The 25849-nt window shown below is 63.9% G+C and carries 28 protein-coding genes; 13 read left to right on the forward strand and 15 right to left on the reverse strand.

The window, feature by feature from the left end; translation table 11 throughout:
* Positions 1–118 precede the first annotated feature (118 nt).
* Positions 119–457, forward strand: a complete 339-nt coding sequence (locus tag NX774_RS04310) for a BlaI/MecI/CopY family transcriptional regulator (protein ID WP_370660400.1) — start codon at positions 119–121, stop codon at positions 455–457.
* Positions 454–624 (forward strand): oxidoreductase-like domain-containing protein, encoded by a 171-nt coding sequence (locus NX774_RS04315; protein ID WP_258820919.1) that lies wholly within the window; start codon positions 454–456, stop codon positions 622–624. The genes NX774_RS04310 and NX774_RS04315 overlap by 4 nt, the downstream gene beginning before the upstream one ends.
* Here the strand turns inward: NX774_RS04315 and NX774_RS04320 are convergent.
* On the reverse strand, positions 586–1548 hold the full coding sequence (locus NX774_RS04320; RefSeq protein WP_258820920.1) for a hypothetical protein: 963 nt from the start codon (positions 1546–1548) through the stop codon (positions 586–588). The genes NX774_RS04315 and NX774_RS04320 overlap by 39 nt on opposite strands.
* 176 nt (positions 1549–1724) lie before the next feature.
* Here NX774_RS04320 and NX774_RS04325 point away from each other — a divergent pair, with 176 nt between their 5' ends.
* Positions 1725–2306, forward strand: a complete 582-nt coding sequence (locus NX774_RS04325; protein WP_258820921.1) for a CHRD domain-containing protein — start codon at positions 1725–1727, stop codon at positions 2304–2306.
* 9 nt (positions 2307–2315) lie between these two features.
* On the opposite strand, the gene gluQRS is transcribed toward NX774_RS04325, so the two are convergent.
* The 4 genes from gluQRS to NX774_RS04345 all read right to left on the reverse strand — a co-directional run bounded on the left by gluQRS (position 2316) and on the right by NX774_RS04345 (position 5668).
* Entirely contained in the window at positions 2316–3212 is an 897-nt protein-coding gene (gluQRS, locus tag NX774_RS04330) for a tRNA glutamyl-Q(34) synthetase GluQRS (protein ID WP_258820922.1), read from the reverse strand.
* Positions 3213–3269: 57 nt separating this feature from the next.
* A complete protein-coding gene (locus tag NX774_RS04335) occupies positions 3270–3860 on the reverse strand; it encodes a hypothetical protein (RefSeq protein WP_258820923.1) in 591 nt (196 codons plus the stop codon).
* A gap of 279 nt (positions 3861–4139) precedes the next feature.
* On the reverse strand, positions 4140–4637 hold the full coding sequence (locus tag NX774_RS04340; RefSeq protein WP_258820924.1) for a nuclear transport factor 2 family protein: 498 nt from the start codon (positions 4635–4637) through the stop codon (positions 4140–4142).
* A complete protein-coding gene (locus NX774_RS04345) occupies positions 4634–5668 on the reverse strand; it encodes a proline iminopeptidase-family hydrolase (RefSeq protein WP_258820925.1) in 1035 nt (344 codons plus the stop codon). Before NX774_RS04345 ends, NX774_RS04340 begins: the two co-directional genes overlap by 4 nt.
* A 146-nt stretch (positions 5669–5814) precedes the next feature.
* On the opposite strand from NX774_RS04345, the gene NX774_RS04350 reads away from it, so the two are divergent.
* From NX774_RS04350 to NX774_RS04360, 3 genes are read left to right on the forward strand one after another with little or no spacing between them, the layout of a single operon-like run.
* Positions 5815–6210 carry a hypothetical protein gene (locus NX774_RS04350; protein ID WP_258820926.1) on the forward strand — a complete coding sequence of 132 codons (396 nt, stop codon included), beginning with the start codon at positions 5815–5817 and terminating at the stop codon, positions 6208–6210.
* 1 nt (position 6211) lies between these two features.
* On the forward strand, positions 6212–6568 hold the full coding sequence (locus NX774_RS04355; RefSeq protein ID WP_258820927.1) for a hypothetical protein: 357 nt from the start codon (positions 6212–6214) through the stop codon (positions 6566–6568).
* Positions 6569–6618: 50 nt separating this feature from the next.
* Entirely contained in the window at positions 6619–6864 is a 246-nt protein-coding gene (locus NX774_RS04360; protein ID WP_258820928.1) for a DUF3297 family protein, read from the forward strand.
* 789 nt (positions 6865–7653) lie between these two features.
* Here the strand turns inward: NX774_RS04360 and gltA are convergent.
* From gltA to NX774_RS04395, 7 genes are all read right to left on the reverse strand, one after another.
* Positions 7654–8955, reverse strand: a complete 1302-nt coding sequence (gene gltA, locus NX774_RS04365) for a citrate synthase (RefSeq protein ID WP_258820929.1) — start codon at positions 8953–8955, stop codon at positions 7654–7656.
* 46 nt (positions 8956–9001) lie between these two features.
* Positions 9002–9268 (reverse strand): FAD assembly factor SdhE, encoded by a 267-nt coding sequence (locus tag NX774_RS04370; protein ID WP_258820930.1) that lies wholly within the window; start codon positions 9266–9268, stop codon positions 9002–9004.
* Positions 9269–9503: 235 nt separating this feature from the next.
* Positions 9504–10214 (reverse strand): succinate dehydrogenase iron-sulfur subunit, encoded by a 711-nt coding sequence (locus NX774_RS04375; protein WP_258820931.1) that lies wholly within the window; start codon positions 10212–10214, stop codon positions 9504–9506.
* Between the two features lie 50 nt (positions 10215–10264).
* On the reverse strand, positions 10265–12043 hold the full coding sequence (gene sdhA, locus NX774_RS04380) for a succinate dehydrogenase flavoprotein subunit (RefSeq protein WP_258820932.1): 1779 nt from the start codon (positions 12041–12043) through the stop codon (positions 10265–10267).
* A 2-nt stretch (positions 12044–12045) separates the two neighbouring features.
* Positions 12046–12411, reverse strand: a complete 366-nt coding sequence (gene sdhD / locus NX774_RS04385) for a succinate dehydrogenase, hydrophobic membrane anchor protein (RefSeq protein ID WP_258820933.1) — start codon at positions 12409–12411, stop codon at positions 12046–12048.
* Entirely contained in the window at positions 12411–12836 is a 426-nt protein-coding gene (sdhC, locus tag NX774_RS04390; RefSeq protein ID WP_258820934.1) for a succinate dehydrogenase, cytochrome b556 subunit, read from the reverse strand. The genes sdhD and sdhC overlap by 1 nt, the downstream gene beginning before the upstream one ends.
* A 207-nt stretch (positions 12837–13043) precedes the next feature.
* Positions 13044–13808, reverse strand: coding sequence for a GntR family transcriptional regulator (locus tag NX774_RS04395; protein ID WP_258820935.1), 765 nt, complete (start codon positions 13806–13808; stop codon positions 13044–13046).
* A gap of 255 nt (positions 13809–14063) precedes the next feature.
* Here NX774_RS04395 and NX774_RS04400 point away from each other — a divergent pair, with 255 nt between their 5' ends.
* The 7 genes from NX774_RS04400 (at position 14064) to NX774_RS04430 (ending at position 22890) form a co-directional block, all read left to right on the forward strand.
* On the forward strand, positions 14064–15053 hold the full coding sequence (locus NX774_RS04400; RefSeq protein WP_258820936.1) for a malate dehydrogenase: 990 nt from the start codon (positions 14064–14066) through the stop codon (positions 15051–15053).
* Positions 15054–15156: 103 nt separating this feature from the next.
* Positions 15157–16146: an HpcH/HpaI aldolase/citrate lyase family protein gene (locus NX774_RS04405; RefSeq protein ID WP_258820937.1), complete on the forward strand. Its 990-nt coding sequence runs from the start codon at positions 15157–15159 to the stop codon at positions 16144–16146.
* Positions 16146–16634 (forward strand): hypothetical protein, encoded by a 489-nt coding sequence (locus NX774_RS04410; RefSeq protein ID WP_258820938.1) that lies wholly within the window; start codon positions 16146–16148, stop codon positions 16632–16634. Before NX774_RS04405 ends, NX774_RS04410 begins: the two co-directional genes overlap by 1 nt.
* 62 nt (positions 16635–16696) lie before the next feature.
* A complete protein-coding gene (gene acnA / locus NX774_RS04415; RefSeq protein ID WP_258820939.1) occupies positions 16697–19405 on the forward strand; it encodes an aconitate hydratase AcnA in 2709 nt (902 codons plus the stop codon).
* A gap of 329 nt (positions 19406–19734) precedes the next feature.
* Positions 19735–20586 (forward strand): OmpA family protein, encoded by an 852-nt coding sequence (locus NX774_RS04420; protein WP_258820940.1) that lies wholly within the window; start codon positions 19735–19737, stop codon positions 20584–20586.
* A gap of 37 nt (positions 20587–20623) precedes the next feature.
* A complete protein-coding gene (locus NX774_RS04425) occupies positions 20624–21451 on the forward strand; it encodes a hypothetical protein (RefSeq protein ID WP_258820941.1) in 828 nt (275 codons plus the stop codon).
* A gap of 185 nt (positions 21452–21636) precedes the next feature.
* Positions 21637–22890, forward strand: a complete 1254-nt coding sequence (locus tag NX774_RS04430; RefSeq protein WP_258820942.1) for a DUF2863 family protein — start codon at positions 21637–21639, stop codon at positions 22888–22890.
* A gap of 93 nt (positions 22891–22983) precedes the next feature.
* Here NX774_RS04430 and NX774_RS04435 read toward each other — a convergent pair whose 3' ends face one another.
* The 3 genes from NX774_RS04435 to NX774_RS04445 form a co-directional block, all read right to left on the reverse strand.
* Entirely contained in the window at positions 22984–24027 is a 1044-nt protein-coding gene (locus NX774_RS04435; protein ID WP_258820943.1) for a hypothetical protein, read from the reverse strand.
* Between the two features lie 200 nt (positions 24028–24227).
* A complete protein-coding gene (locus NX774_RS04440) occupies positions 24228–25376 on the reverse strand; it encodes a serine hydrolase domain-containing protein (protein WP_258820944.1) in 1149 nt (382 codons plus the stop codon).
* Positions 25373–25849, reverse strand: a complete 477-nt coding sequence (locus tag NX774_RS04445; protein ID WP_258820945.1) for a CYTH domain-containing protein — start codon at positions 25847–25849, stop codon at positions 25373–25375. The genes NX774_RS04440 and NX774_RS04445 overlap by 4 nt, the downstream gene beginning before the upstream one ends.

The following is a 25849-nucleotide window of genomic DNA, read 5'->3' on the forward strand; positions in this document are numbered from 1 at the left end:
CTGCGCGGGAACGACGGACGGGGGGCGGCAAGTGATCGACATCCGCATCTAGATCATTTATTCTAGCCCCATGCCGAAATCCCCTGCTCCACCCAAGCCGACCCCATCCGAACTGGAAATGCTGCGCCTGCTGTGGCAGCTCGGCCCGTCCACCGCGCGCCAGGTGCACGAAGCGGCCCTGGCCGCCCGTCCGGACATGCCCTATGCGAACGTGCTGCGCCTGCTGCAGGTGATGCACACCAAGGGCCTGCTGGCGCGCGACGAGAGCCAGCGCGCGCACGTGTACGCGCCCGCGCAGCCGCAGGAATCGATGCAGACCAGCCTGGTCAAGGAACTGATCAACAAGGCGTTTTCCGGCTCCGGCAAGGAGCTGGTGCTGGCCGCCCTGCGCGGGCACGTGAGCCAGAAGGAGCGCGACGAGATCCAGGCGATCCTCAACGGCGACAAGCACCAATGACACCGCCCGTCGAACCCGAACTGGAAGACTGCTGTCGCAGCGGCTGCTGCCCGTGCGTGTTCGACCTGTACGCCGAAGCGCTCGAACGCTACGAAACCTGGTGCGCGGCCCAGGCGGGCAAGCCAAGCTCAGTACAGGCTGCCGACACCGAGCAGGAACACGTCTGAATCGCGGTGGTAATCGGTGATCACGCGGCTCCAGCTTAGCTGCGCGCGCCAGGTCGGGCTCAGGCGCCAGCGCATGCCGATCGAGGCGATCGGCGCGAAGTGCGTCTTCGGTTCCTCGCGCACGCTGTCGCGGTTCAGCTGGTCGCGCATCACGTAGCCGCCCATTCCCAGCTCCAGCACCGTGCGCTCGGTGAATGGCCGCAGCAGCCACAATTGGCTCGATACGCCCTTGCGCTCGGCCACGCCAACGCGGCCCTCGCTCATGGCAATCACGCTCCACTCCATGTTCGGCGTGAGCGTGTGGCGGTATTCGATGCCGCCGCCGGTCGCTTTTTCCGACTTGAAGCTGTTCACGATCGAGCGCCCGGCCAGCACCATGATGAGGTCCTCGCCGCCGTCAGCGTTCTCGGCTTTCACCTCGTGCGGCAAGTTGCGCAGCTCGTAGCCCAGGCCAACCATCAGCAGCGTGCTGTCATGCTCCCTGCGGCCGTGAATGCGCGACAGGCGCGCCTCGGCATAGGTGCGCTGGTCGCCCAGGTGGTATTTGGCGCTGAAGTTGGCCTGTATGCCCCAGCCATGCTCGTTGCGGTAGTCGGCCAGCGCGCCGCTGCCGGTGGTGGTGTCGAAGTAGTAGTACGGCCCGGCCCCGACCGCGAACGAGAAGCCGCGCTCGGGCACCGCCGTGTGCAGCCACAGCTGCGGCGTCAGGCCGTCGCGGTGGTGCAGCCGCGGGTGGCCTTCGTTGGTGTATTCCAGGCTCGCCGCGGTGTACTTCCCGAGCCGCTGCGTGTAGCCCAGGTTGACCGCGAACGACTGCTCGCCGCTGCGATCGACCTGCATGCCGCCAGCCAGCAGCGAGGCGTCCTGCGCTGCCGCGAAACAGGAGACCAGGAACAAGGATATGGCCGGGAAAATGCGTCGCATGTGATGCCTCGGAAAAATGACTTTTTGACATCATGCCGCTTTTCGCGCAGAAGAGTCGCACGCGACACTTCCCAGCCGTACGGTGTGCAGCCTCGCCTCTCCTGAATGCTACTTTTTTAGGCAGCGCTGCGGTAAGGCGCTAATGGAGAGTCATTGTTCAAGAAGAGGAGGTTGTAATGAAAAAAGTTCTGTCTATCCTGGCACTGGCAACCACGGCCGCTTTTGCCGCGGGAGGGGCGCAGGCACAGACCACCTTTCGAGCCGTTGAAGCGGGTCCGCTGGAAAGCCCGCCCAACGCCTCGCCGGGCTGGGGCCTGACCCAGATCGACATTGCGGGAACGAAGATGTTCGTCGATGCTCGGTTCCGCGACTTGCTCGGCGCAACGACCGAGGCCCACGTTCACTGCTGCACGAGCACCGCCTTTACCGGCAACGCTCCGATCGCAGTGCCGTTCACGAGCTTCCCGACCGGTGTACACGCAAGCCAGTACACCAACGGACTGGACCTGGCGCTGGACACCTCGTTCGACTCCGGGTTCCTGTCATCCAACGGCGGCACGGCATCGTCCGCCATGTCCGCACTGATGACGGGTATCAAGGCCAACGAAGCGTACGTGAACATTCACACCAGCGACAAACCGGCTGGCGAGATCCGGGGCTGGCTGGTGGCCGCGCCGATTCCTGAACCGGCGTCGTGGGCAATGTTGGGGATCGGTCTTGCCGGGCTGGGGTTCATGGCACGGCGCCGTGTCGGTTAACCAGGAGGGTTAAGCAGCAACTTCGCGCAACGAGAGCAGCCTGGCCCAGGCCGGGACGGCTGCTTGCCAGAATCCGGCGAGCGAATCGACGGGCTCGAGCGACAGATCGAGGAAGCGGGCAGCATCCTGCAGGGCGGCGACGGCGGCCGGTTCGTCGTCCGGCGCGATGGCCAGTGCCCCGGTCTGTTTGGAGAGCTTCTCGCCGGCTGCGTTGCGCACGACCGGCACGTGCAGGTAGCGCGGGGTCGGTACGCCGAGCAGGCGTTGCAGGTAGATCTGGCGCGGGGTCGAATCGATCAGGTCCGCCCCGCGCACCACGTCGGTGACGCCCTGCTCGGCATCGTCGACCACCACCGCCAGCTGGTAGGCCCAGTAACCGTCGGCCCGCTTCAGGACGAAGTCGCCGGACTCAAGGGCAAGCCGCTGGCGGATGGGGCCGGCGAAGCGGTCGGTAAATTCGACCAGGTCCGCACCCGGTTCGGGCACGCGCAGGCGCAAACTGCGCGTGGTCCGGCCGGGCGCGAGGCCGTTCCGGCAGGTGCCCGGGTAGATCGCGGCGCCGTCCGGACCGAATCCCAGCCTTGAATCGGCAATCTCGCGGCGGTTGCAGCCGCAGGCGTAGGCGTTGGCGGCGAGCTGGTCGAACGCGGCCTGGTACAGGTGCTTGCGGCGGCTTTGCCACACTACGTCGCGGTCCGATTGCATGCCCAGGCGCTGCAGCAAGTCCAGGATGCCTTCGGCGGCGCCGGGCACGCTGCGGCCTTCGTCGATGTCTTCGATGCGGATCAGCCAGGTGCCGTTGTGGACGCGCGCGTCCAGGTAGCTGGCGACGGCGGCCACCAGCGAGCCGGCGTGCAGCGGACCGGTGGGGGATGGCGCGAAACGGCCGACGTAGGGGGTGTTCACGTGTGATGCCTGGGTGGTGTCCAAGCCTCACATTATGACACGCGCATTAGGACGGCCTTAAGCGCCCCTCTCCCAGAGCAAGACACTTTCGCCGTCATAGGCGCCGACCAGGATCATCTTCGTCAGGGCGAGCAGGCTATCGACCGACTCCACCTGACGAGTCTGATCCGTCACGAAGGCGAGGAAATGCCAGCTCAACATTGAAAACCGCAGCGCTTTGGCAATCTTTTTTTCCCGGAGATCGTCATAGGCCAAGTAGAGTTGCCCGCCGAGACGTTTATATGCCAAGTGCTCACGCTGGATCTCATCTTCTTGCATCATCGGCTCGTGCACCCACAATACAGGGCGCTCGTAGCCATCAAGCCGTTTCGCGAGCAGCCGCGCGATCGCCTCGAAGGGCGGTGTCACCTCTTGCACCATGCCATCCGGAACCTCGACCAGCGGCCCGGCTGGCAAGATACCCGCGTGGTTGAACTGGCGGATGCGCTGCGTGGGCACCCCTGGCGGCAACAGGCCAAAGAAATGGCCTTTGCCAAGTGTCAGGACACTTGCATCCTTGCTCGGTACGCCTGCATCGTCCAGCACATGCATGAAATACGATACCGTCGAGGTCCCGCTCAGGTGGTGTAGTTCAATTTGTTGGTTCATTTCGACCTCACCGTCCCATTCGGAAAAATTCGACAACGGATGCCTCGCCCCCGATCAGTGTAGTCCCAATGCGGCCCCTCAGGCGGGTCATGCTTCAGATCCGGGTGCAAGCTTTGATGCGGATTGGCCGGGTTCGTGTATCCGCCAGACGGACCGCCTTGGGGCTGCCCGCCCCGCCACACCCACGGCCTTCCATCTGGCCCAACAGGCGGGTTCGCCGGATTGTTCCAGTCAATCGCAGGCAACTCGGCCAGGGTGGGCAGCATGGGGCGAATAGTCTCAGCGTTTCGCGTCGGCCTTCGATTCGAACTCCTTGACGAGCTTGGTAACCTGCCCCGCCAGCTCGTTGGGCACCGCGAACGAGAGCTGGTAATGCAGGATCTCGAAGCCTTTGGCCGTCTTGCGGATCACCCCGCTTGCCATGCACGGCCCCATGTTGGGCGTGTCGAGGATCTCGTCGAACCAGATGTACTTTCCGTCGGACGATGCGTACACGTTGCGCCGCACCGCCTTGAACGACCAGGCCGATCCGCGCTTGAAGAACTTGTCCGCCCATGCCTTGAACTCGTCCCTGTGCCACAGTTCGTGCTTGTCCGTGCCGATGTACACCCCGTCCGGGGCGATCTTGTCGAAGTAGGCCATGCGCGCATGCGCGGCGTCGTCGTGCCACTCGTCCATGAAGACGTTGACGACGCGCGTGAGCCCGGCATCGGCCTGCTGCGCGTGCGCACCAAGGCTGGCGGCCAGCAGAAGGAAAGCTGCGATCAGGCGCTTCATTTGAACCTCCCGCTGTCCACGTCTTTCAGGAATTTGACCAGCCCGTCGAAATACACCTTCTGGTCGTCATACATGTCCATGTGGCCGCCGTTGGTCAGCAGGAAGCGCCCGTGCTTGACCTTCTCCGACACCATCTTCATGTGCCTGGGGTCCATGGTGTCGTACTTGCCGGCGATGACCAGGGTCGGCACCGTGATCTTCGGCAGGTCGGCCACGCGGTCCCAGTGCTCCAGCTTGGAGTTGTGCGAGCCCATCTCGCTCGGGCCCTGCATCGGCACGTAGATCCTCTTGTTGATCTTGGCGAACGCGCGCAAGGCCGGGTCGGGCCACTGGGCGCTCGGCATGCGCAGGATGTGCGCCTCGTAGTACGGCACCAGGAGCTCCTCGTAGCGCGGGTCGTCGTACTTGCCTTCCTTTTCCATCTGCAGGATCTGGGCCAGTACCTTCTGGTCCATCTGCGGCATCAGCACCTTGTCGGCGTACTCGTTGTAGGCGGGGATGCTCATCATCATGTTCGAGATGATGAGGCCCTTGAGCTTGTCGCCATGCTGGAGCGCATATTCCGCGGCCAGGATGCCGCCCCAGGAATGGCCCAGCAGGTAAAAATTGTTCTTGTCCAGGCCCAGCGCCTTGCGCACCTGCTCGACTTCATCGACGAAGCGCGGAATCTCCCACAGCGAAGGCTCGTCCGGCTGGTCGCTGTAGGCCGAGCCGAGCTGGTCGTAGTAGTAGTACTCGACGCTCGCACCGGGAAAATAGCTGTCGGCCGCTTCAAAATACTCGTGGGTGGCGCCCGGGCCGCCGTGCAGGAGCAGCACCTTGATGGTCGGGTTGCTGCCAACGCGCTTGGTCCAGACCTTGAACGTGCCCTTCGGCGTGGTGATCGGGATCATGCGCACGCCGCCGGCCAGCACGTCGGTGCGGCCGGCATTGTCGAAATAAGCATTGGCCTTGGTGCCGGCGCCGGCGCACGCCATCGGGCTGGCGGCGGCCATCAGCAACGCGGCCAGGAGTGCTGCGAGCTTCCTCATGTTGTCTTGTCTCCGGTAATTTTTAGAGTTCTGGTCCGGCGGTGCCGGCGAACCATTGTATCTGTAACAGATGAGCAAATGTACAACGTGGAAACTACGCACCGGAAGGTGTAGAGTGGTAGCGCAAACACTTTTCAAACAGACAAATGAAAGCCGCCGCCGTTGCCCTGTTGGTCGCCGCGCTGCTGCCCGGAGCCCGGGCCGCTGAACCGGCGGTTCCCGCCGCCCCGCCGCCGCTGTTCCTGTTCCCGCTGTACTCGCTGCCGACGGGCTTGCCCCCGGCGCTGCTGCCCGATAGCGTGGTGGAACGCGCCGTGCAGCAGGCGCTTGCCGAGACCCCGCCCGCCGAACGGGGCCAGGTGCTGGCGCGAGCCAATGTGGACGCCTTCGAGCGTGCCTTCGACAACGCGCGCATGCCGGGTTGCCTGAAGCCGGACGGCCTGAAATGGCAGCCGCCGATGCTCGGCCCATTCACCGTGCATGGCCTACGCGCGGCGTTCCCGTTCGTGATCGTGGCGAAGTGGCGCGGCAAGTGCACCTGACATGCGAACGCTCATTGCCGCCGGCCTGGTCGTCACGCTGACTGCAACGGCAGCGCGCGCCCAGGCGCCTGGCGCCACGCCCGCACCGGCGCCGGCACCGCTGCGCGCCAAGCTGACGGACGAGACGATCCGGCAAGCGGTTCAGCAGACGCTGGCCGAGGACAAGAAGGGCCAGCAGCTCGCGCACGAAGGCGCGTACGGCGGCCAAAAGGTCGAGAACTTCTCGCGCCAGTTTTCGGAATCAAAAATCCCCGACTGCCTGCACGCCGATGCGCTGAAATTCCAGCCCACATTCTTCGGCGGCTTGCTGGCGATCCCGTTCTGGGTGGCGGCGGCGGTCCGCGGCAAGTGCCGCTAAGCCGGCGTGGCGCTCGCCTCAAAGGCGCGAATCATGGATAATTGCTCACCATGAACGATACGACCAAACCCACCCTGCCCGACCGCCTGTCCATCGACCCGAAGAGCCCGCACCATGTGGCGGCCGTCTTCCAGCACGACATTGGCATCCGTTTCAACGACAAGGAACGCCACGACGTCGAGGAATATTGCATCAGCGAAGGCTGGATCAAAGTCGCCGCCGGCAAGGTGCTCGACCGCAAGGGCAAGCCGATGCTCCTCAAGCTCAAAGGCAAGGTCGAGCCGTTTTACCGCTGACCTTGGGACCGAGGCCCGCGCCATCCTCTCCAACCAGTAGCGCAATCTGCAGCATTGCGCTTTCGCAGCACGAAGGCGTCCTTTCGGGCGCCTGCCGGCTCCAGACCCAGCTCCTCCATCGTCTCAGGCGAGAAGTCGGCGGGGCCAGCTCCGAATACCAGCAGCTCTTCGTAAGGATGTGAAGAGCTCGAGCACCCGTGGTGCTCGTCAATATCGTACAAAACTTGTGCGCGGGTGGCCGTCCTGTCGCCTGCCCGTGGGGGGTAAAACGACGTGATGTCCGGCTCCCCGAGCAGGCTGCGAGCGCGCTCAACGGCAGGGTCATTCGCACGGCTGGAAAGAACCCAGACAGGCATTTCCCGCGCAACGCTCTCGATGCGTTGCCCAAATTCCGGGTCAAGTATCAGTGCAACGCTCTTCATGACCTGCTCCGATCTAATGGACTTCGCCCGCGGGGGTACGCGCACAACTGCACAGCAGGACCACGCCGGTAATTGGTCCAGTTATGGCCATGTGGAACGCCAGATCCATGGCTGTGGTTCCAGTCGATATCATACTCGGGACGTCCATTGGTTCCATACCTGCGCTCTTGCCCATTGTCGGGGTTCTCGAGCCAGGAGTCGGGAGCGCTGACGACGGGCGTGCGAGACATGTTGGGCGCGATTGGCGATGGTTAAAGCACACCAGACAGTCGCAAAATGCCACTGTTCACCGAACCGTCGCAAGCTTTAGCGCAAGCCAATAAAAAAGCGAGCCGAAGCTCGCTTTTTTGTTGACGACGAGAAGCGATTAACGCTTGTCGATGGTCGGCACGTCGCGGCGTGCGGCGCCCACGTACAGCTGGCGCGGACGGCCGATCTTCTGCTCCGGATCGGCGATCATTTCGTTCCACTGGGCGATCCAGCCGATGGTACGGGCCATCGCGAAGATGCCGGTGAACAGCGAGACCGGGATGCCCAGGGCCGATTGCACGATGCCCGAGTAGAAGTCGACGTTCGGGTACAGCTTGCGCGACACGAAGTAGTCGTCTTCCAGCGCGATCTTTTCCAGTTCCATGGCCAGCTTGAACAGCGGGTCGTTCTGCAGGCCCAGCTCGTTCAGCACTTCGTGGCAGGTTTCGCGCATCAGCTTGGCGCGCGGGTCGAAGTTCTTGTACACGCGGTGACCGAAGCCCATCAGCTTCACGCCCGAGTTCTTGTCCTTGACCTTGGCGATGAACTCAGGGATCTTGTCCGGGGTGCCGATTTCTTTCAGCATGTTCAGGGCAGCTTCGTTCGCGCCGCCGTGTGCCGGGCCCCACAGGCAGGCGATGCCGGCAGCGATACAGGCGAACGGGTTGGCGCCCGACGAACCGGCCAGACGCACGGTCGAGGTCGATGCGTTTTGCTCGTGGTCGGCGTGCAGGATCAGGATGCGGTCCAGCGCGCGCACCAGCACGTCGTTGACCTTGTATTCTTCGCACGGGTTGCTGAACATCATGTGCATGAAGTTCGCGCTGTACGACAGGTCGTTGCGCGGGTACACGAACGGCTGGCCGACCGAGTACTTGTATGCCATTGCGACCAGGGTCGGCAGCTTGGCGATCAGGCGGATGGCCGAGATTTCGCGCTGGGCCGGGTCATTGATGTCCAGCGAGTCGTGGTAGAACGAGGCCAGGGCGCCGACGGTGCCGACCAGCACCGACATCGGGTGCGCGTCGCGACGGAAGCCGCGGAAGAAGAAATTCATCTGCTCGTGCACCATGGTATGGCGGGTCACGGTGCTGACGAATTTTTCCTTTTCCGCCTTGTTCGGCAGTTCGCCGTTCAGCAGCAGGTAGCAGGTTTCCAGGAAGTCGGCATTGACCGCCAGTTGCTCGATCGGGTAGCCGCGGTACAGCAGCTCGCCCTTGTCGCCATCGATGTAGGTGATGGCCGACTGGCACGATGCGGTCGACATGAAGCCCGGGTCATAGGTGAACTTGCCGGTCTGGCCGTACAGTTTGCGGATATCGACGACGTCCGGGCCGATCGTGCCCTTGTAGATTGGGAAGTCAACGGACTGGCTGCCGTCCGAGAACGACAACGTGGCTTTGGTTTCAGAAATGTTCATGGCGCTTCCTTGTTGGGAAATCTACAATTAAAAAAACGGGGTTTTCCTACGCTTGCCGCAGGCGCGCCAGCAAGGCACGCACATGGGGCTGGTCGACTTCGCCTTCGGGCTCGGCTCTCCCCAGGAGCAGGTCCAGCAGCGGATTGTCCGCCAGGTCCAGCAAGCGGGTCAGCGCATCGACCTCCTCGTCAGTCATGTCTTCCTCGTGCGCGTCGAGGAAGCGCGTGAGGATCAGGTCGTTCTCGAGCAGGCCCCGGCGGGCGCGCCAGCGCAGGCGCGCGCGATTGGCCGGATCCGATTGATGCGTTTTCACACTAGAGTCCGTTGTTGGGTCAACACTATACTCCGGCTGCCTGTTTGGGGCAGTACGGTATTTTTACTGTATTTGCTACTTGCTGCGGGCTAACGTGCTGCGCCCTGCGCAGCACTGCTGCTGCCGCTTGAACGCGTGGGCAGCAAGCTGCCCACCCTACCCTCTGCCGCGGCCGTCGTAGGGTGGGCGGGTCTCCCGCCCACGCGTCCAGCCAGCCGCAGCAAAACCGATCCGCTTAGATCGCGCGGCGCACCAGCATTTCCTTGATCTTGCCGATCGCCTTGTTCGGATTCAGGCCCTTCGGGCACACGTCCGTGCAGTTCATGATCGAGTGGCAGCGGAACAGGCGGTACGGGTCTTCCAGGTTGTCCAGGCGCTCGCTGGTCGCTTCGTCGCGGCTGTCGGCGATGAAGCGGTAGGCTTGCAGCAGGCCAGCCGGACCGACGAACTTGTCCGGGTTCCACCAGAACGACGGGCACGAGGTCGAGCAGCAGGCGCACAGGATGCACTCGTACAGGCCGTCGAGCTCTTCGCGCTCTTCCGGGGTCTGCAGGCGCTCTTTCTCCGGCGGGATCGAGTCGTTGATCAGGTACGGCTTGATCGAGTGGTACTGCTTGAAGAAGTTGGTCATATCCACGATCAGGTCGCGGATCACCGGCAGGCCCGGCAGCGGACGCAGCACGATCGGCTGGGTCAGCTCGTTCAGGTTGGTGGTGCAGGCCAGGCCGTTCTTGCCGTTGATGTTCATCGCGTCCGAACCGCACACGCCTTCGCGGCACGAGCGGCGCAGCGCCAGCGAGTCATCGACGTCGGACTTGATGCGCTGGAGCACGTCCAGCAGCATCTTGTCGGTGTCCTTGCATTCGACCGTAACGTCTTGCATGTAGGGCTTCGTATCCTTGTCCGGATCGTAGCGGTAAATCTTGAGTTGGACTGTGCGTGCCATGTTTTACCTATCTTGTGGCGGCCGGGATCGTGGCCCGGCCGCAAAACTATTTAGAAAGTACGTGCTTTCGGCTTGAAGGTCTCGACCGTCAGGGGCTGGGTGCGCACCGGCTTGTACTCGAGGCGGTTGCCCGACGAGAAGAACAGCGTGTGCTTCATCCAGTTTTCGTCGTCGCGGGTCGGGAAGTCGCTGTGCGCGTGGGCGCCGCGCGATTCCTTGCGTGCCGCTGCCGAGATCATGGTGGCCTTGGCCGTTTCGATCAGGTTCTCCACTTCCAGCGCTTCGACGCGGGCGGTGTTGAAGACCTTCGACTTGTCCTTGAACGAGATGTGCTTGACGCGCTCTTCGAGCTTGAGGATTTCCTTGGCGCCGGCGTCCAGCAGTTCCTGGGTACGGAACACGCCGCAGTACTTCTGCATCGAGGCACGGATGTCGTTGGCCACGCCCTGCACTTTTTCGCCACCGGTCGAGGTTTCGATGCGGTTCAGGCGGCTCAGGGCGAAGTCGGCAGCGTCCGCCGGCGCCGGCTTCTGCTCTTGCTGGTCCAGCTTCTGCGCGATGATGTGGTTGCCGGCGGCACGGCCGAACACCACCAGGTCGAGCAGCGAGTTGGTGCCCAGGCGGTTGGCGCCGTGCACCGACACGCACGAGCATTCGCCGATCGCGTACAGGCCGTTGACGATCTTCTCGCCACCTTTGCCGTCAGGCGTGACGACCTGGCCGTGGATGTTGGTCGGGATACCGCCCATCTGGTAGTGGATGGTCGGCACGACCGGGATCGGTTCCTTGGTCGCATCGACGTTGGCGAACTTGTGGCCGATTTCCAGGATCGACGGCAGGCGCTTGCGGATGGTGTCCGCGCCGATGTGGCGCAGGTCGAGCAGCACGTGGTCCTTGTTCGGGCCGCAGCCGCGGCCTTCCTTGATCTCCTGGTCCATCGAGCGCGACACGAAGTCGCGCGGCGCCAGGTCTTTCAGGGTCGGCGCGTAGCGCTCCATGAAGCGTTCGCCGTTGCTGTTGATCAGGATGCCGCCTTCGCCGCGCACGCCTTCGGTGATCAGGACGCCCGCGCCGGACACGCCGGTCGGGTGGAACTGCCAGAACTCCATGTCCTGCAGCGGGATGCCGGCGCGCGCCGCCATGCCCATGCCGTCGCCGGTGTTGATGAAGGCGTTGGTCGAGGCCGCGAAGATGCGGCCGGCGCCGCCGGTGGCGAAGATGGTGGTCTTCGCTTCCAGCTGCATGACTTCGCCGGTTTCCATTTCCAGGGCCACCACGCCGAGCACGTCGCCGTCGGCGTCGCGGATCAGGTCCAGCGCCATCCATTCGACGAAGAAGTGGGTGCGGGCGCGCACGTTGCGCTGGTACAGGGTGTGCAGCAGGGCGTGGCCGGTACGGTCAGCCGCGGCGCAGGCGCGCTGCACCGGCTTTTCGCCGAAGTTGGCGGTGTGGCCGCCGAACGGGCGCTGGTAGATGGTGCCGTCCGGGTTGCGGTCGAATGGCATGCCGAAGTGTTCCAGCTCGTACACGACCTTCGGTGCTTCGCGGCACATGAACTCGATCGCGTCCTGGTCGCCCAGGTAGTCGCCACCCTTGACGGTGTCGAACATGTGCCAGTACCAGTCGTCCTCGCTCATGTTGCCCAGCGACGCACCGATGCCGCCCTGGGCCGCCACGGTGTGCGAACGGGTCGGGAACACTTTCGACAGCACCGCCACGTTCAGGCCGGCTTCTGCCAGCTGCAGCGATGCACGCATGCCGGAACCGCCGGCGCCAACGATAATTACGTCAAAGTGACGGGTAGGGATTGCAGATTTGATTGCTGCCACGATTAAACGCTCCACAGAATTTGAATCATCCAGACGGCATAGGCCACCAGGCATGCGATCGTGACGAGTTGCAGGAACAGGCGTACGCCAACCGGCTTGATGTAGTCCATCCAGATGTCACGCACACCAACCCAGGCGTGGTAGAACAGGCCCAGGAAGGTCACGGCCGAGAACAGCTTGAACCACTGGCGGGCAAACAGGGACGCCCAGCCTTCGTAGGAAAAATTCTGTGCAGTGAGGAAGGCGCCGAGCAGGACGACGGTGTAGACCACCATGAGGATCGCGGTCACGCGTTGCGCCAGCCAGTCCTTGACGCCGTAGTGCGCGCCGACGACCAGGCGCTTCGGTCCGATGTTATTCTTTGCCATTAAAACACTCCAAACAGTTTGAGGGCGACCAGCACGGTCAGCGCCAGGCTGATCACCAGCACCCAGCGTGCGGTGCGCTGCGAGGCGTCCTTGTCCAGGGCCATGTGGTTGTCCATGAACAGGTGGCGGATGCCGGCGGTAAAGTGGTGCAGGTAGGCCCAGGACAGGCCAAGGAGGATGATCTTCACGAAGACGTTATCGACGATGCCCGCGAAGTGGGCAAACGAAATCTCCGAGCGCAGGCTTTCCTGCAGCAGGTAGAGCAGGAACGGCAGCAGCAGGAACATCCCGGCGCCGCTGACGCGGTGCAGGATCGAAACCATGGCCGACGGCGGCATGCGATAGTTAGACGTAATGTCGGAAAAGTTGACATTACGGAATTCCGGCCGCTCCTTTTTGGGAACCTCTCTCACGGCTTCGGACATACAACACCTCCCTTAGACTGACAAATGTAAAGAACCCTTCATTGTTACCGATTTTCGGTGGCTGCACCAACCACACCGAATCGGTTACTGGCTTTTTGCGACAAGACCGGGTCGTCCCCTGCCGCTTTCCAATAAACAACACATTTTAATCGCTGGAAGCAAACGGCGCAGGCTGTCCTGGCGCTTGCCTCCGGCGTAGTTACCGCCTTACGACAATTCGCTCAGGTAGTGGTGGCGCGCGGTCAGGTACATCCCGCGCCGCAGTTCCACCGCCTTGTCCCCGTAGGTGAACGAGACCCGCTCCGCGCACAACAGCGGCGTGCCCTCGGCCACGCCCAGCAGATGGGCCGCGGCCGGGTCCGCCGCCACGGCCTTGATCTTTTCGCTCGCGCGGATCATGCGCGTGCCGAATTCCGATTCGAACAACCCGTACATCGGACCTTTGTACTCGACCAGTCGTTCCGCCGTCAGCCCCTTGAACAGCTGCCCCGGCAGCCACAGTTCTTCCAGGATCGCCGGCACCCCGTCGAAGGACTGCACGCGCTTGATATAGACCACCGCGTCGCCAGAACGCAACTCGAGCAGGCGCGCGACCTCGGCCGGCGCACGCATGCGCTTGACTTCGATGAAGCGGCTCTCGGGATGGTGCGGCACGCCCTCGTCGGGCATCAGGCGCAGGAAGCGGTAGTGGGCGCGCTCTTCGTGGTGGGTGGCGACAAAGGTGCCCTTGCCCTGGCGGCGCACCACCAGGTTTTCGGCGGACAGCTCGTCGATCGCCTTGCGCACGGTGCCCTGGCTGACCTTGAAACGGGCAGCCAGTTCGACTTCGCTGGGCATCAGCTCGCCGGGCTTCCATTCGCCCGACTGCAGACTTTGCGTGATCAATGCCTTGATCTGCTGATACAGCGGACTGAAGGTTGGCGAGGCGCCTTGTACGGCGTCACCGCCCGGATTGGACGATGCTGGGTTCATAAACAACCATTTCACCACAAAACCCCCTGCCCGTCCAGAGGAAAGGGTCAAGAGATCTGTCTTATATAAGACATATGATATGAATTGACAGATGGAATAGCACAGGACTACACTCGCGGACGAATCGGCTCGCCGGTGTGCCTGGCACGGCACGCACGCTGTCCGATTGACGGATGCTGTTTTGGTATCATCTCGGTTTCCCGAACAGGCTCCCTCGGCTTGCCCCGTTTTCATTCCCACTTTTGGAGATTCATCATGGCTAAAACCCCCAAGCGCGTCGCGGTAACCGGCGCGGCCGGCCAGATCGGCTATTCGCTGCTGTTCCGCATCGCCAACGGCGACCTGCTGGGCAAGGACCAGCCGGTCATCCTGCAGCTGCTCGAAATCGACAATGAGAAGGCTCAGAAGGCGCTCAAGGGCGTCATGATGGAACTGGAAGACTGCGCGTTCCCGCTGCTGGCCGGCATGACCGCGCACAGCGACCCGATGACCGCATTCAAGGACGCCGACGTGGCCCTGCTGGTCGGCGCCCGCCCGCGCGGCCCCGGCATGGAGCGCAAGGACCTGCTGGAAGCGAACGCCCAGATCTTCACCGTGCAGGGCAAGGCGCTGGACGCCGTCGCTTCGCGCGACGTCAAAGTGCTGGTGGTCGGCAACCCGGCCAACACCAACGCCTACATCGCCATGAAGTCGGCCCCGAACCTGCCGGCCAAGAACTTCACCGCCATGCTGCGCCTGGACCACAACCGCGCCCTGTCGCAAGTGGCTGCCAAGACCGGCACGGCCGTCGGCGACATCGAGAAACTGTGCGTGTGGGGCAACCACTCGCCGACCATGTACGCTGACTACCGCTTCGCCACCGTCGGCGGCAAGTCGGTCAAGGACATGATCAACGACCAGGAATGGAACCGCGACGTGTTCCTGCCGACCGTCGGCAAGCGCGGCGCCGCCATCATCGACGCCCGCGGCGCCTCGTCGGCAGCTTCGGCCGCCAACGCCGCAATCGACCACGTGCATGACTGGGTCCTCGGCACCGCCGGCAAGTGGACCACGATGGGCGTGCCGTCGGACGGTTCGTATGGTATCCCGGAAGGCATCATCTTCGGCTTCCCGGTCACCACCGAGAACGGCGAGTACAAGATCGTGCAAGGCCTGGAGATCGACGAGTTCTCGCGCGAGCGCATCAACAAGACCCTGGCCGAGCTGGAAGAAGAGCGCGCCGGCGTTGCTCACCTGCTGAAGTAATCGCAATCAAGCGGCGTTCGTGGAGGCCAGGCCAACCGTTCGCCGCACCCGCCGTGCCGCCGCATCCAGCGGCACGGCGGCTCCCGCACACCCGAACACAAGCATGCATCCTTCCGAGGTTTTATTCCAGGGCAAACGCCAGCCGCTGCTGCTGCCGGCCTGCGACCATTACGCAGGTTCCGACAAGCTGATGCGCAAATCGATGGCCCTGCAACAAGAGCTTGGCCCGCTGTTCGACATCACCTTCGACTGTGAAGATGGCGCCGCCGCCGGCCACGAGGCCGAGCACGCACAGCTGATCGCCGCGCTCATCAATTCCGACGACAACCGCTTCAACCGCATCGGCGCGCGCCTGCACGATGTGACCCACCCGCATTTCGAGCAGGACGTGGCCACCATCGTCGGCCAGGCCGCGCACAAGCTGGCCTACGTGGTGCTGCCCAAGCCGGGCGGGCTGGCCGACGTGCAGCAGGCGCTCGACATCATCAACCGCCACGCCGTGGCCGCCGGGCGCGCGGCGCTGCCGGTGCACGTGCTGATCGAAACGCACGGCGCCCTGCATGACGCCTACCAGATCGCGGCGCTGCCGCAGGTCGAGTGCCTGTCGTTCGGCATCATGGATTTCGTCTCGGCGCACTTCGGCGCCATTCCCGCCAGCGCCATGCGCACGCCCGGCCAGTTCACCCACCCGCTGGTGGTGCGCGCAAAGCTGGAGATGGTTGCGGCAGCTCATGCGCATGGCAAGGTCGCCTCGCATAATGTCACCACCGAGATCAAGGACAGCGCGGTGGTCGCCAACGACGCCCAGCGCGCTGCCGGCGAGTTCGGTTTCACGCGCATGTGGAGCATTCATCCGGACCAGATCAAGCCGATCATCAAGGCGTTCACGCCGCGGCTGTCGGAGGTGAATGAAGCGACCAACATCATCCTGGACGCCATCGCGGCAAACTGGGGCCCCATCGCCCAGCATGGCCGCTTGCACGACCGCGCCAGCTACCGATATTATTGGACGGTGTTGCAGCGCGCGAAGCTGGCAGGCCTTGCGCTGCCGGAGGCCGCGGCGGCAATCCTCAACCACAAGGAATCGATCTAATGGCCATCCGACTGAAACACACCCTCGCCGCCTGCCTCGCCCTGCTGGCGGGCGCCAGCCTTGCGCCCGTCGCGCAGGCCACGCCCGAAACGCACCACGGCAAAATGCACAAGCACATGGCGAAAAAGGCCGAGCCGGCCAAGGACGTGTTCGACGACAAGAACAATCCGGAACCGGACATCACCGACACCGTCACCACCGACTACAACTGCGAGCTCGGTAACAAGATCACCATTTACACGAATGAGAAGGACACGGACCACATGGCGCTGCGCTGGAAACACCGGCTGCACCGCATGAACCGCATCGCCACCACCACCGGCGCGCAGCGGTTCGAAAATCCCGTGTCCGGCATCATCTGGATCGGCATCCCGTCCAAGGGTATCCTGCTCGACTCCAAGCTGAACCGCCAGCTGGCCAACGAGTGCAAGAGCGCCGAACAGTCCAAGCCGTTGGCCGCAACGTCGCCGGAGGCGAAACAAGGCTGATCCGTCGGCCCATTGTCACTCATCACTGATTAGCTAGAAAAAAACCCACTGAAGGAGAGGTCATGTCCCGCAACACTCTGAATACGCTCAAGGAATTCCCGCTATCGGCCGGCCAGCAAGGCCAGTACTACTCGCTGCCGGCGCTGGCCGAGGCCCTGGGCGTCAACCTGTCGCGCCTGCCGGTGTCGATCCGTATCGTCCTTGAGTCCGTGTTGCGTAACTGCGACGGCAAGAAGGTCACCGAAGAGCACGTCAAGCAGCTGGCCAACTGGGCCCCGACCGCCGAGCGCACCGACGAGATCCCGTTCGTCGTCGCCCGCGTCGTGCTGCAGGACTTCACCGGCGTGCCGCTCTTGGCCGACCTGGCCGCGATGCGCAACGTCGCCGCCAAGACCGGCGCCGATCCGAAGAAGATCGAGCCGCTGGTGCCGGTGGACCTGGTGGTGGACCACTCGGTCACCATCGACCACTTCCGCGAGCCGCACGCGCTGGACCTGAACATGAAACTGGAATTCCAGCGCAACAACGAGCGCTACCAGTTCATGAAGTGGGGCATGCAGGCATTCGACACCTTCGGCGTGGTGCCGCCGGGCTTCGGCATCGTGCACCAGGTCAACCTGGAATACCTGGCACGCGGCGTGATGAAGAACGGCTCGCTGTACTACCCGGACACCCTGGTGGGCACCGACTCGCACACCACCATGATCAACGGCGTGGGCGTGGTGGGCTGGGGCGTGGGCGGCATCGAGGCGGAAGCCGGCATGCTGGGCCAGCCGGTGTACTTCCTGACCCCGGACGTGATCGGCGTGAACCTGAAAGGCAAGCTGCGCGAAGGCTGCACCGCAACCGACCTGGTGCTGACCATCACCGAAATGCTGCGTAAGGAAAAGGTCGTCGGCAAGTTCGTCGAGTTCTTCGGCGAAGGCACCCGCAGCCTGTCGCTGACCGACCGCGCCACCATCGCCAACATGGCACCGGAATACGGCGCCACCATGGGCTTCTTCCCGGTGGACGAAGCGACCGTGGACTACTTCCGCGGCACCGGCCGTACCGAAGAGGAACTGGTCGCGTTCGAAAACTACTTCAAGGCACAGCAGCTGTTCGGCATCCCGGCTGAAGGCCAGATCGACTACACCCGCGTGCTGGAACTGGACCTGGCGACCGTGACCCCGTCGCTGGCCGGCCCGAAGCGCCCGCAGGACCGTATCGAACTGGGCCACGTGAAGAACACCTTCACCGAGCTGTTCTCCAAGCCGACCAAGGAAAACGGCTTCAACAAGAGCCAGGACGACCTGTCCAAGGTGTACGAGACCAGCAACGGCGTGCGCGTGAAGAACGGCGACGTGCTGATCGCCGCGATCACCTCGTGCACCAACACCTCGAACCCGAGCGTGCTGCTGGCTGCCGGCCTGGTGGCCAAGAAGGCGGTCGAAAAAGGCCTGACCATCGCCCCGCACATCAAGACCTCGCTGGCCCCGGGCTCGCGCGTGGTGACCGACTACCTGGAAAAAGCCGGCCTGATGCAGTACCTGTCCAAGCTCGGCTTCGAGCTGGCCGCCTACGGCTGCACCACCTGCATCGGTAACGCCGGCGACCTGACCCCGGAACTGAACGCCTGCATCACCGAAAACGACATCGTCGCCGCGGCCGTCCTGTCGGGCAACCGCAACTTCGAAGCACGTATCCACCCGAACATCCGTTCGAACTTCCTGGCCTCGCCGCCGCTGGTCGTCGCCTACGCGATCGCCGGCAACATGACGAAGGACCTGATGTCCGAGCCGATCGGCAAGGACCAGAACGGCGTGGACGTGTACCTGGGCGACATCTGGCCGTCGTCGCAGGAAGTCGGCGCGCTGATGCGCCTGGCACTGGACGCCGATGCGTATCGCAAGAACTACGCCGACGTGAAGAACAACCCGGGCAAGCTGTGGGAGAACGTGTCGTCGGTGGCAGGCCAAGTGTACAACTGGCCGGAATCGACCTACATCGCCGAGCCGCCGTTCTTCGCCGACTTCGAGATGACCCCGAAAGCCGCTGCTGCCGGCATCACTGGCGCGCGCGCACTGGGCGTGTTTGGCGACTCGATCACCACCGACCACATCTCGCCGGCAGGTTCGATCAAGGAAGACGGTCCGGCAGGCAAGTGGCTGAAGGAACACGGCGTGCAGAAAGCCGACTTCAACTCCTACGGCTCGCGCCGCGGTAACCACGAGATCATGATGCGCGGCACCTTCGCCAACGTGCGTATCAAGAACAAGATGATCCCGCCGAAGGCCGACGGTTCCGCAGTCGAAGGCGGCATCACGATCCACCAGCCGACCGGCGAACAGCTGTCGATCTACGACGCCGCGATGAAGTACATCGCCGACGGCGTGCCGACCATGATCTTCGGTGGCGAAGAGTACGGCACCGGCTCGTCGCGCGACTGGGCCGCCAAGGGCACCCAGCTGCTGGGCGTGAAGGCCGTGATCGCCCGTTCGTTCGAGCGTATCCACCGTTCCAACCTGGTGGGCATGGGCGTGCTGCCGCTGCAGTTCGTGGGCAACGACAGCGTCGAGTCGCTGGGCATCACCGGCAACGAAACCTACGACCTGAAGGGCCTGGAAGGCGAGATCAAGCCGCAACAGATGTGCACCCTGGTGATCCATCGTGCCAACGGCGAGACCACCGAAGCGAAGGTCCTGCTGCGCATCGACACCCCGATCGAAGTGGACTACTACAAGCATGGCGGCATCCTGCCGTTCGTGCTGCGCCAGCTGCTGGTCGCGTAATCGACCGCTGCGCCCGCCTCGGCGGGCTGCACAAGGAGCGCCGGATTCGTCCGGCGCTTTTTTTTCGTCGCCACTAACCCTCGCCGCGCATAGGGCGGGCGGGTTTCCCGCCCACGCGTTCAACAAAAGGCGGCGTTGTGGCAGCCCATGCGCTGGTTGGACGCGCGGGCAGACGAGCTGCCCACCCTACGTTGCTCCAGGCTAAATCTCGCCCCCATTACCCCCACCCGTGGGGGATGCCCTGGACGGTCCCGCTTGCTAGACTTGCCTGTTGCACAAGTATGTACACCGGCGGCGCCCTGCTGCCACTGACAGGAAAGAGACCGAACATGAAACCGTGGACCAAATTGCTGGCCTTTCTGCTGCTCGCCCTGGCCGCCACCTGCGCGCTGGCCGCCGGCGGCAAGGACCCCGCCGACCTGGAAGGCACCGAAGAGCATCCGGAAGTCGTGCGCTTCCCCAACTTCTACATCGATAACAGCAAGCGCAACGACTACAACGAGGTCGCCTTCCCGGTGAAGGCCGGTCAGGAAAACAAGGGCGGCAAGTACTGGTTCGTGGACTACATCATCAAGGAAGGCAACCGTCATCCCAGCATTGTGGAACTGAAGAAGAACTACGAAAACGCCTTCAGGAAAAACGGCGGCAGCCTGGTCTATCACGGCCCGGACGGCGACGAGGCGACCTATCGCCAGCCGCTCTCGGGCGGCGGCGAGCGCTGGATGCTGATGCACATCGACAACGAGGGCGAGCGCTACCAGCTCACCATCATCGACACCGCGGCCATGGAGCAGAAGGTCGAGTTTTCGGCCGACCAGATGGCCGAGGCGATCAAGAAAGACGGCTTCATCGCCCTGAATGGCATCCTGTTTGACACCGGCAAAGCGACCATCAAGCCGGAGTCGCAGGCGCTGGTGGGCGAAGTCGTGGCGCTGCTCAAGAAGGATGCCTCGCTCAAGCTGTCCGTGGTCGGGCACACCGACAACGTCGGCGACAAGAAGGGCAACCTGGAGCTGTCGAAGCAGCGTGCGGCCAGCGTGGTGCGCGCCCTGGTTGCCGGCGGCATCGACGCCAGGCGCCTGAAGGCCGACGGCAAGGGCGATACCGAGCCGGTGGGCGACAACCGCAAGGAAGACGGGCGCGCCCGGAACCGCCGCGTCGAACTGGTGAAATTCCAATGACATGACCAAACCACAGTTACACCGTAAGGTGGCAGGCTTGCTCCTGCTGCCGTTGGCGATGGCCGGCAGCTGCGCGCCGGCTGCGACCTTCGACCATCTGTCCGGCGGCGAACAGGGCACGTTGCGCGTCGAGTTCGAGCTCAAGGGCAAGGAAGACGGGCGGCCGATCCACCGCACCGTCGTCATGGTCCTCAGGATGGAATCGGATGAGAGCTTCGAATGGGCCGACGACCACGACGTTGCAGGCCTGGCCGGCGCGGCGGCGCAACGCGAACAGGCGATGGCCGGCGCAAGCGCCGGCATGAACCAGCTGGACATGGCCGCCATCGCACGCACCTGCGACCGTGCACCCGACAGCGCCGAGTGCAAGGCTGGCCAGAAGGCCATGGCCGACGCGATGGCGCAGGTCGATTCCGCCATGCGCACTGGGCTGCCCGCCAACGGATCGGCCAGCCCATACAAGGACCGCGGCCATTCCTGGCACGGCCTCATGGCAGGCACTGCCTGCGGCACGATCGAGGGCAGACTGCTCGACCCGGGCCGGCCGGGCGGCACCACGCGCATTCCCACCGGCGCCAACGATGGCAGCAGCATGGCAACTTGCCTGCACAAGATTATCGTCGATCGCAAGAGCAACACGGCCCGGCTCATGATCAGCCCGTTCGAGGTGGCGCGGCCGGACAAGCAGGAACGGGGCTATTACCTGATCGAAGCGCTCGATTTGGCGGGCAACGCCAATGTGAGGACAGAGAACGGGGTGGAGCTGCGCAACATCCCGTTCAACGGCAACCGCCCGGCGGGAACGGCTACCTATCGCGGCCCGCGCGGCGTCACCACGGTGCGCTGGACATTCGAGCGCCAGTAGCATCCTTGCAAGCAGGAGCGGTGCCGCGACCGCTCTTGCCCCCTTCCCCCGCGGCGCAGCTATCCGGTCCGGCAACCGTTGTGTTCATGGCATGTGGCCGAATCAACTACAATAGAGGGCTACGGGTTTATCATCGGCCCGAGGATATCCACCAATCACTACCTAGAAGAGACTTTTCCAGCGCCATGCGTCGCCCCGCGAAAGATTCATCCCAAAAACTGTCGGCAGAGAGCCAGCGTATTTCCAGCATTGCCCAGGCCATCGTGCAGGCCGCCAGCCGCGTCGAGGAACGGACCTGGGAGCAGCAGCTGGACACGCACCTGCAAAAGCTGCTCAAGACCAACCACCAGGAAAGCATCGACGCCGCGCTCAACGTCCTGTTCAAGGACGACCTGGCGGCCTACGACGTGCTGATGGATGGCGTCGAGGCGGTCAGCGAGTCCTCGTTCATGGTCGAACAGCAGGACGGCAAGGAAGTGGCCTGGCAGGCACTGCTGGTGGCCGCGCCCATTCTGGCCTGGACCCGCTTTTCGATCGCCTCCGGCGCGATTGCCGCAGACCTGCTGGGCACGCTGACCGCGCACTTCTCGGCCCACCTGCTGGCCGAAGGCACGCGCATCGCGATGGCGCCCACGCTGTACGCCATCGACCAGCTGCCGCGCACCCATGCCGAGACCTACGCGATGACCCACAAGCTGGCCCAGGCCGCGCACAAGGGTTCCAGCGTCAAGCCGGCAGTACGCGCGCCGGACACCGCGCCCTTCCTGGCCGATACGCGCTACCTGCTGGCCGTAATCGTGGCGCCGCAGGGCGCGCCGATCTTCCGCTGGCAGGAGCCGCAGCACCACATTAATTTCATGGCCGAACGTGCCAATGCACTGGAGCAGTGGCGCGCGCAGGCTACGCCGAACGTGGCGCGCCTGCTGCCCGGCTGCGGCATCGAACTGCTGCTGCCCGAGGCCTACTATGTGGCCTGCCGCGAGGCGGACAAGCTGATCCGCCCGGTATCGATTCGCGCCGCCGTGCATTACCTGACCTACACCCTGGGCGTGGAAGCATCGGATTTGCGCGCCGTGATCGCCGGCTTTGGCGAAGAAGCGACCGACGGCCAGATCGACGAGTACCGCGTCGGCTTCACGCTGCGCCAGTCGCCGGACGTGGTGTATGGCATCGTGTGGCCGCTATACGGGCAGGAAGACGAGGAAGGCACGCCGATGGAAGGCCCGGCGGTCGCCGGTCCGGCCCCGGTCACGCCGATCAACGAGATCGTGGCGCACCTGAACGCGGCCGGTATCGCGCACATCAAGCGCATCAGCGAGCGCTACGTGGCCGAGTATTGCGACGACTGCGGCGCGCCGCTGTTCGCCGATCCCACGGGCGAACTGGTGCATGCGGAGATGCCGGAAGACACGCCGTCCGGCACCGAGCACTTCCACTGACAAGACCGTTTCGACGTTCCGCGGCCGCGATGCACCTGCCTCGCGGCCGTTTTCAATTCTGCTTGCGCAACCGCACGCGGGGGCATCCTTGCCTCAGTCGCTGTCATCTGCCCCGTGTCCGTCGCGCACCGGTTTCAGCAGGATGGGGCCGCACAAGTTCTCGTTGCAGCCGTACCCGACGATCTCCTGGCGGTCGTTGATTGCCTGCGGATAGCCGATGGTAAATCCCGACGCGGGGTCGATCAGGTCATTCAAGTCGCGGGCCCCTTTGCCCGGCTGGTACAGGTAACCGCCCGGGCCAGTCAGGTATCCGCCGACCACCTGGCCCTCGATATTGATGTCCCTGGCGTCGGCCACGCGGTCCAGCAGGACCTTCATGGTGCCCTTATGCCACAACACGGCACGCGTGCCCTCGATGCCGCCGTTGTACACCTGGGTGACGCCAACGATCTGTCCGCGCAAATTGATTTTCGTGGCCAGGCTGGTGTGCCCGGCCGGTGTCGGGAGGGCATGCATGACGCCGTTCTCGTACAGGAATGCGACCTGGTACCCCGGTTCGGGCGGCGTGTTGGGCTGCGACACGGCGCCGACAATCTGGCCGCGGTCATTGATGCTGTTGGCGAAATCGATGCGCCTGGGTCCGCCAAGGGTGCCGAGCAAGCGCACGGTGCCGCGCGTGAGCAGGTAGGCAAGCGACTCGTCCTGGACGTCGGACAGGCCGCCGACGATCTGCCCGACATTGTTGATGTCATTGGCGACCGAGTACGCGTGGCTGCTGACCGCGAGTGGCTGCGCCGCGCCATTGACGAAGATGACCGCGTGGCGGGGCCCGTCAAGGCTATACGAATAGCCGACCACCTGTCCCCTGTCGTTCAGGCCGGAGGGGATCGCCCAGGTGTCGCCGGGAAGCGGTATGAGCTGCGTTAGTTTTCCATGAGAATAGCAATAGCCGGCATTGGTACTCAGGAAGCCACAGATCAGGCCGCGGTCGTTGATCATGTTGGCGACTCCCGATCCCTGGCCGGGCGTGAACGGGACGAGTACGGTCACCTTGTAGGGATACCTGGGCGCTGCCTGGACCGCGGAGGCAAGAGCGGCAGCGGCCAGAAGCCCGGCAGCACGTCGTGGGGTCAGCATTTTTCCCTCCTTGTTGATTGGCGCCTACCCAGCGTAGGCGCGAGTGCAAACCAAGGTTTGACATCGGCCAACCGCCGCAATGGAACCGGACCATCGACTGGTCCCGCCTCAAACCGGCTGCAGGTATCCGGATCCGCAGGTTTTGACACAAAAAAAAGCCGCATCCTTTCGAATGCGGCCTCTCGCGATTTCCTGCGCAGTTACCGGATCGCGGCGATCACCCGTTTGGCAAACTCTGCCGGGTTGCCAGCGTGCCAGCGCCACACGATCACCAGGTCGTGATCCGGCGAGATGACGATGTCGTTGCTGCCCGCACCCAGCGCCGCGAATGCGTTCGACGGCAGCCCCGGCAGGTTCTTGCCCTTGGTGTTCAGCCACCACAGGTAGCCATAGTCCGGCCCGTGCTCGCTCGGGGTGAGCGCCGCCTTCACGTAGGTCGGCGGCAGGATCTGCTTGCCGTTCCACGCGCCGCCGCGCAGCCACAGGTAGCCGAAGCGCGCCATGTCCCAGGAGTTGATCCACATGCCGCCGCCCCAGCGCGTACCGCCGCTGACCGAGGCCACCTGCTTGCCGTTCAGCTCGACATAGCTGTTGTGGTAAGGCACCCATTTCCACGTGTTCGACGCCCCGATCGGGTTCATCACTTCCTGCTCGAACACCTCCGGCACCGGCTTGCCGAACACGCGCAGCAGCGACAGGGCAAAGCGGTTGATGCGCACGTCGTTGTACTCGTAGAAGGTGCCCGGCTGCTGGAACGTGCGCGGCTTGCGCTCGCCCGCGCCGAAGGCTTCGTGGCCGATGAAGTTGGCATTCTTGCCCCACAGGCTGCCTTCCCACTCGCTTTCCTGCTGCAGGTGGTGCTTCCAGGTGATCGGCGCATTGTGTTCGGAAGCATAGCCGCCGTCGTTCACCCGTTTCGCCACCGGCTCGTCGAGGGTGCCGATGCGCCCGTCGCGCAGTGCCACGCCAGCCACCGTCGAGAGCATGCTCTTGGCCACCGAATAAGTCGGGTCGACGAATTGGGTGTCGCCGAATTCGGCCACCACGTAGCCCTTGTAGATCACCACGCCGTTGGTCGCCGCGCGCTTGGTCGGCAACGAGCCGAGCGGCGTGCCGAAGGCGGCCTGCTGGTCGGAGAAATCGCGCTCGCGCGTGGTCTCGTGCGACTGGGCAAAGGCGACCGCTTCGGCCAGCCGGGCCGGGTCCATGCCCAGCTCGGCGGGAGACTTGTGCGCCCAGGACTGGGCCGGCGGATAGTACGGCGCCGGCGCAGGCGCGGCGGCAAAGCCGGCCCGCACGACCAGCGCGAGGCAGAGCCCGAGGGCGGTGCGGCGCGGCAAACTCGTCATGTTTGTTGTTTCCACTTTGAATACGGCAAACGAATCAGGCTTGAGTTGTAGTAGCGAGGGTCGCCCGTGACCTCCTCGCCGATCCAGGCCGGCTTGGCGAAGGCTTCGTCCTCGGATGCCAGTTCGATCTCGGCGACTGCCATGCCGGCGTTCTCGCCCAGGAATTCGTCCACTTCCCAGGTGTGGCCGGCGAACGCGATGCGGCGGCGATATTTCTCGATCAGCGGACGCTCGCACACGTGGTTGAGCAGTTCGGCGACCTCAGGCAAGGGAATCGGGTATTCCCACTCCCCGCGCGCGGCGCCCTGGTTCTTGCTCTTGATGGTGATCCACGCCTGGTCGCCTTCGATCCGCACGCGCACCGTGCGCGCGGGATCGAGGTTCAGGTAGCCCTGGCGCATCAGGCTGGGCTCGCCCAGCGCACGCCAGGCGCCGCCTTCGAGCAGGAACTTGCGCTCGATCTCGACGCCCAC

This window comes from Massilia agilis (genome assembly GCF_024756255.1).
In the GTDB taxonomy this organism is placed as follows: domain Bacteria; phylum Pseudomonadota; class Gammaproteobacteria; order Burkholderiales; family Burkholderiaceae_D; genus Telluria; species Telluria agilis.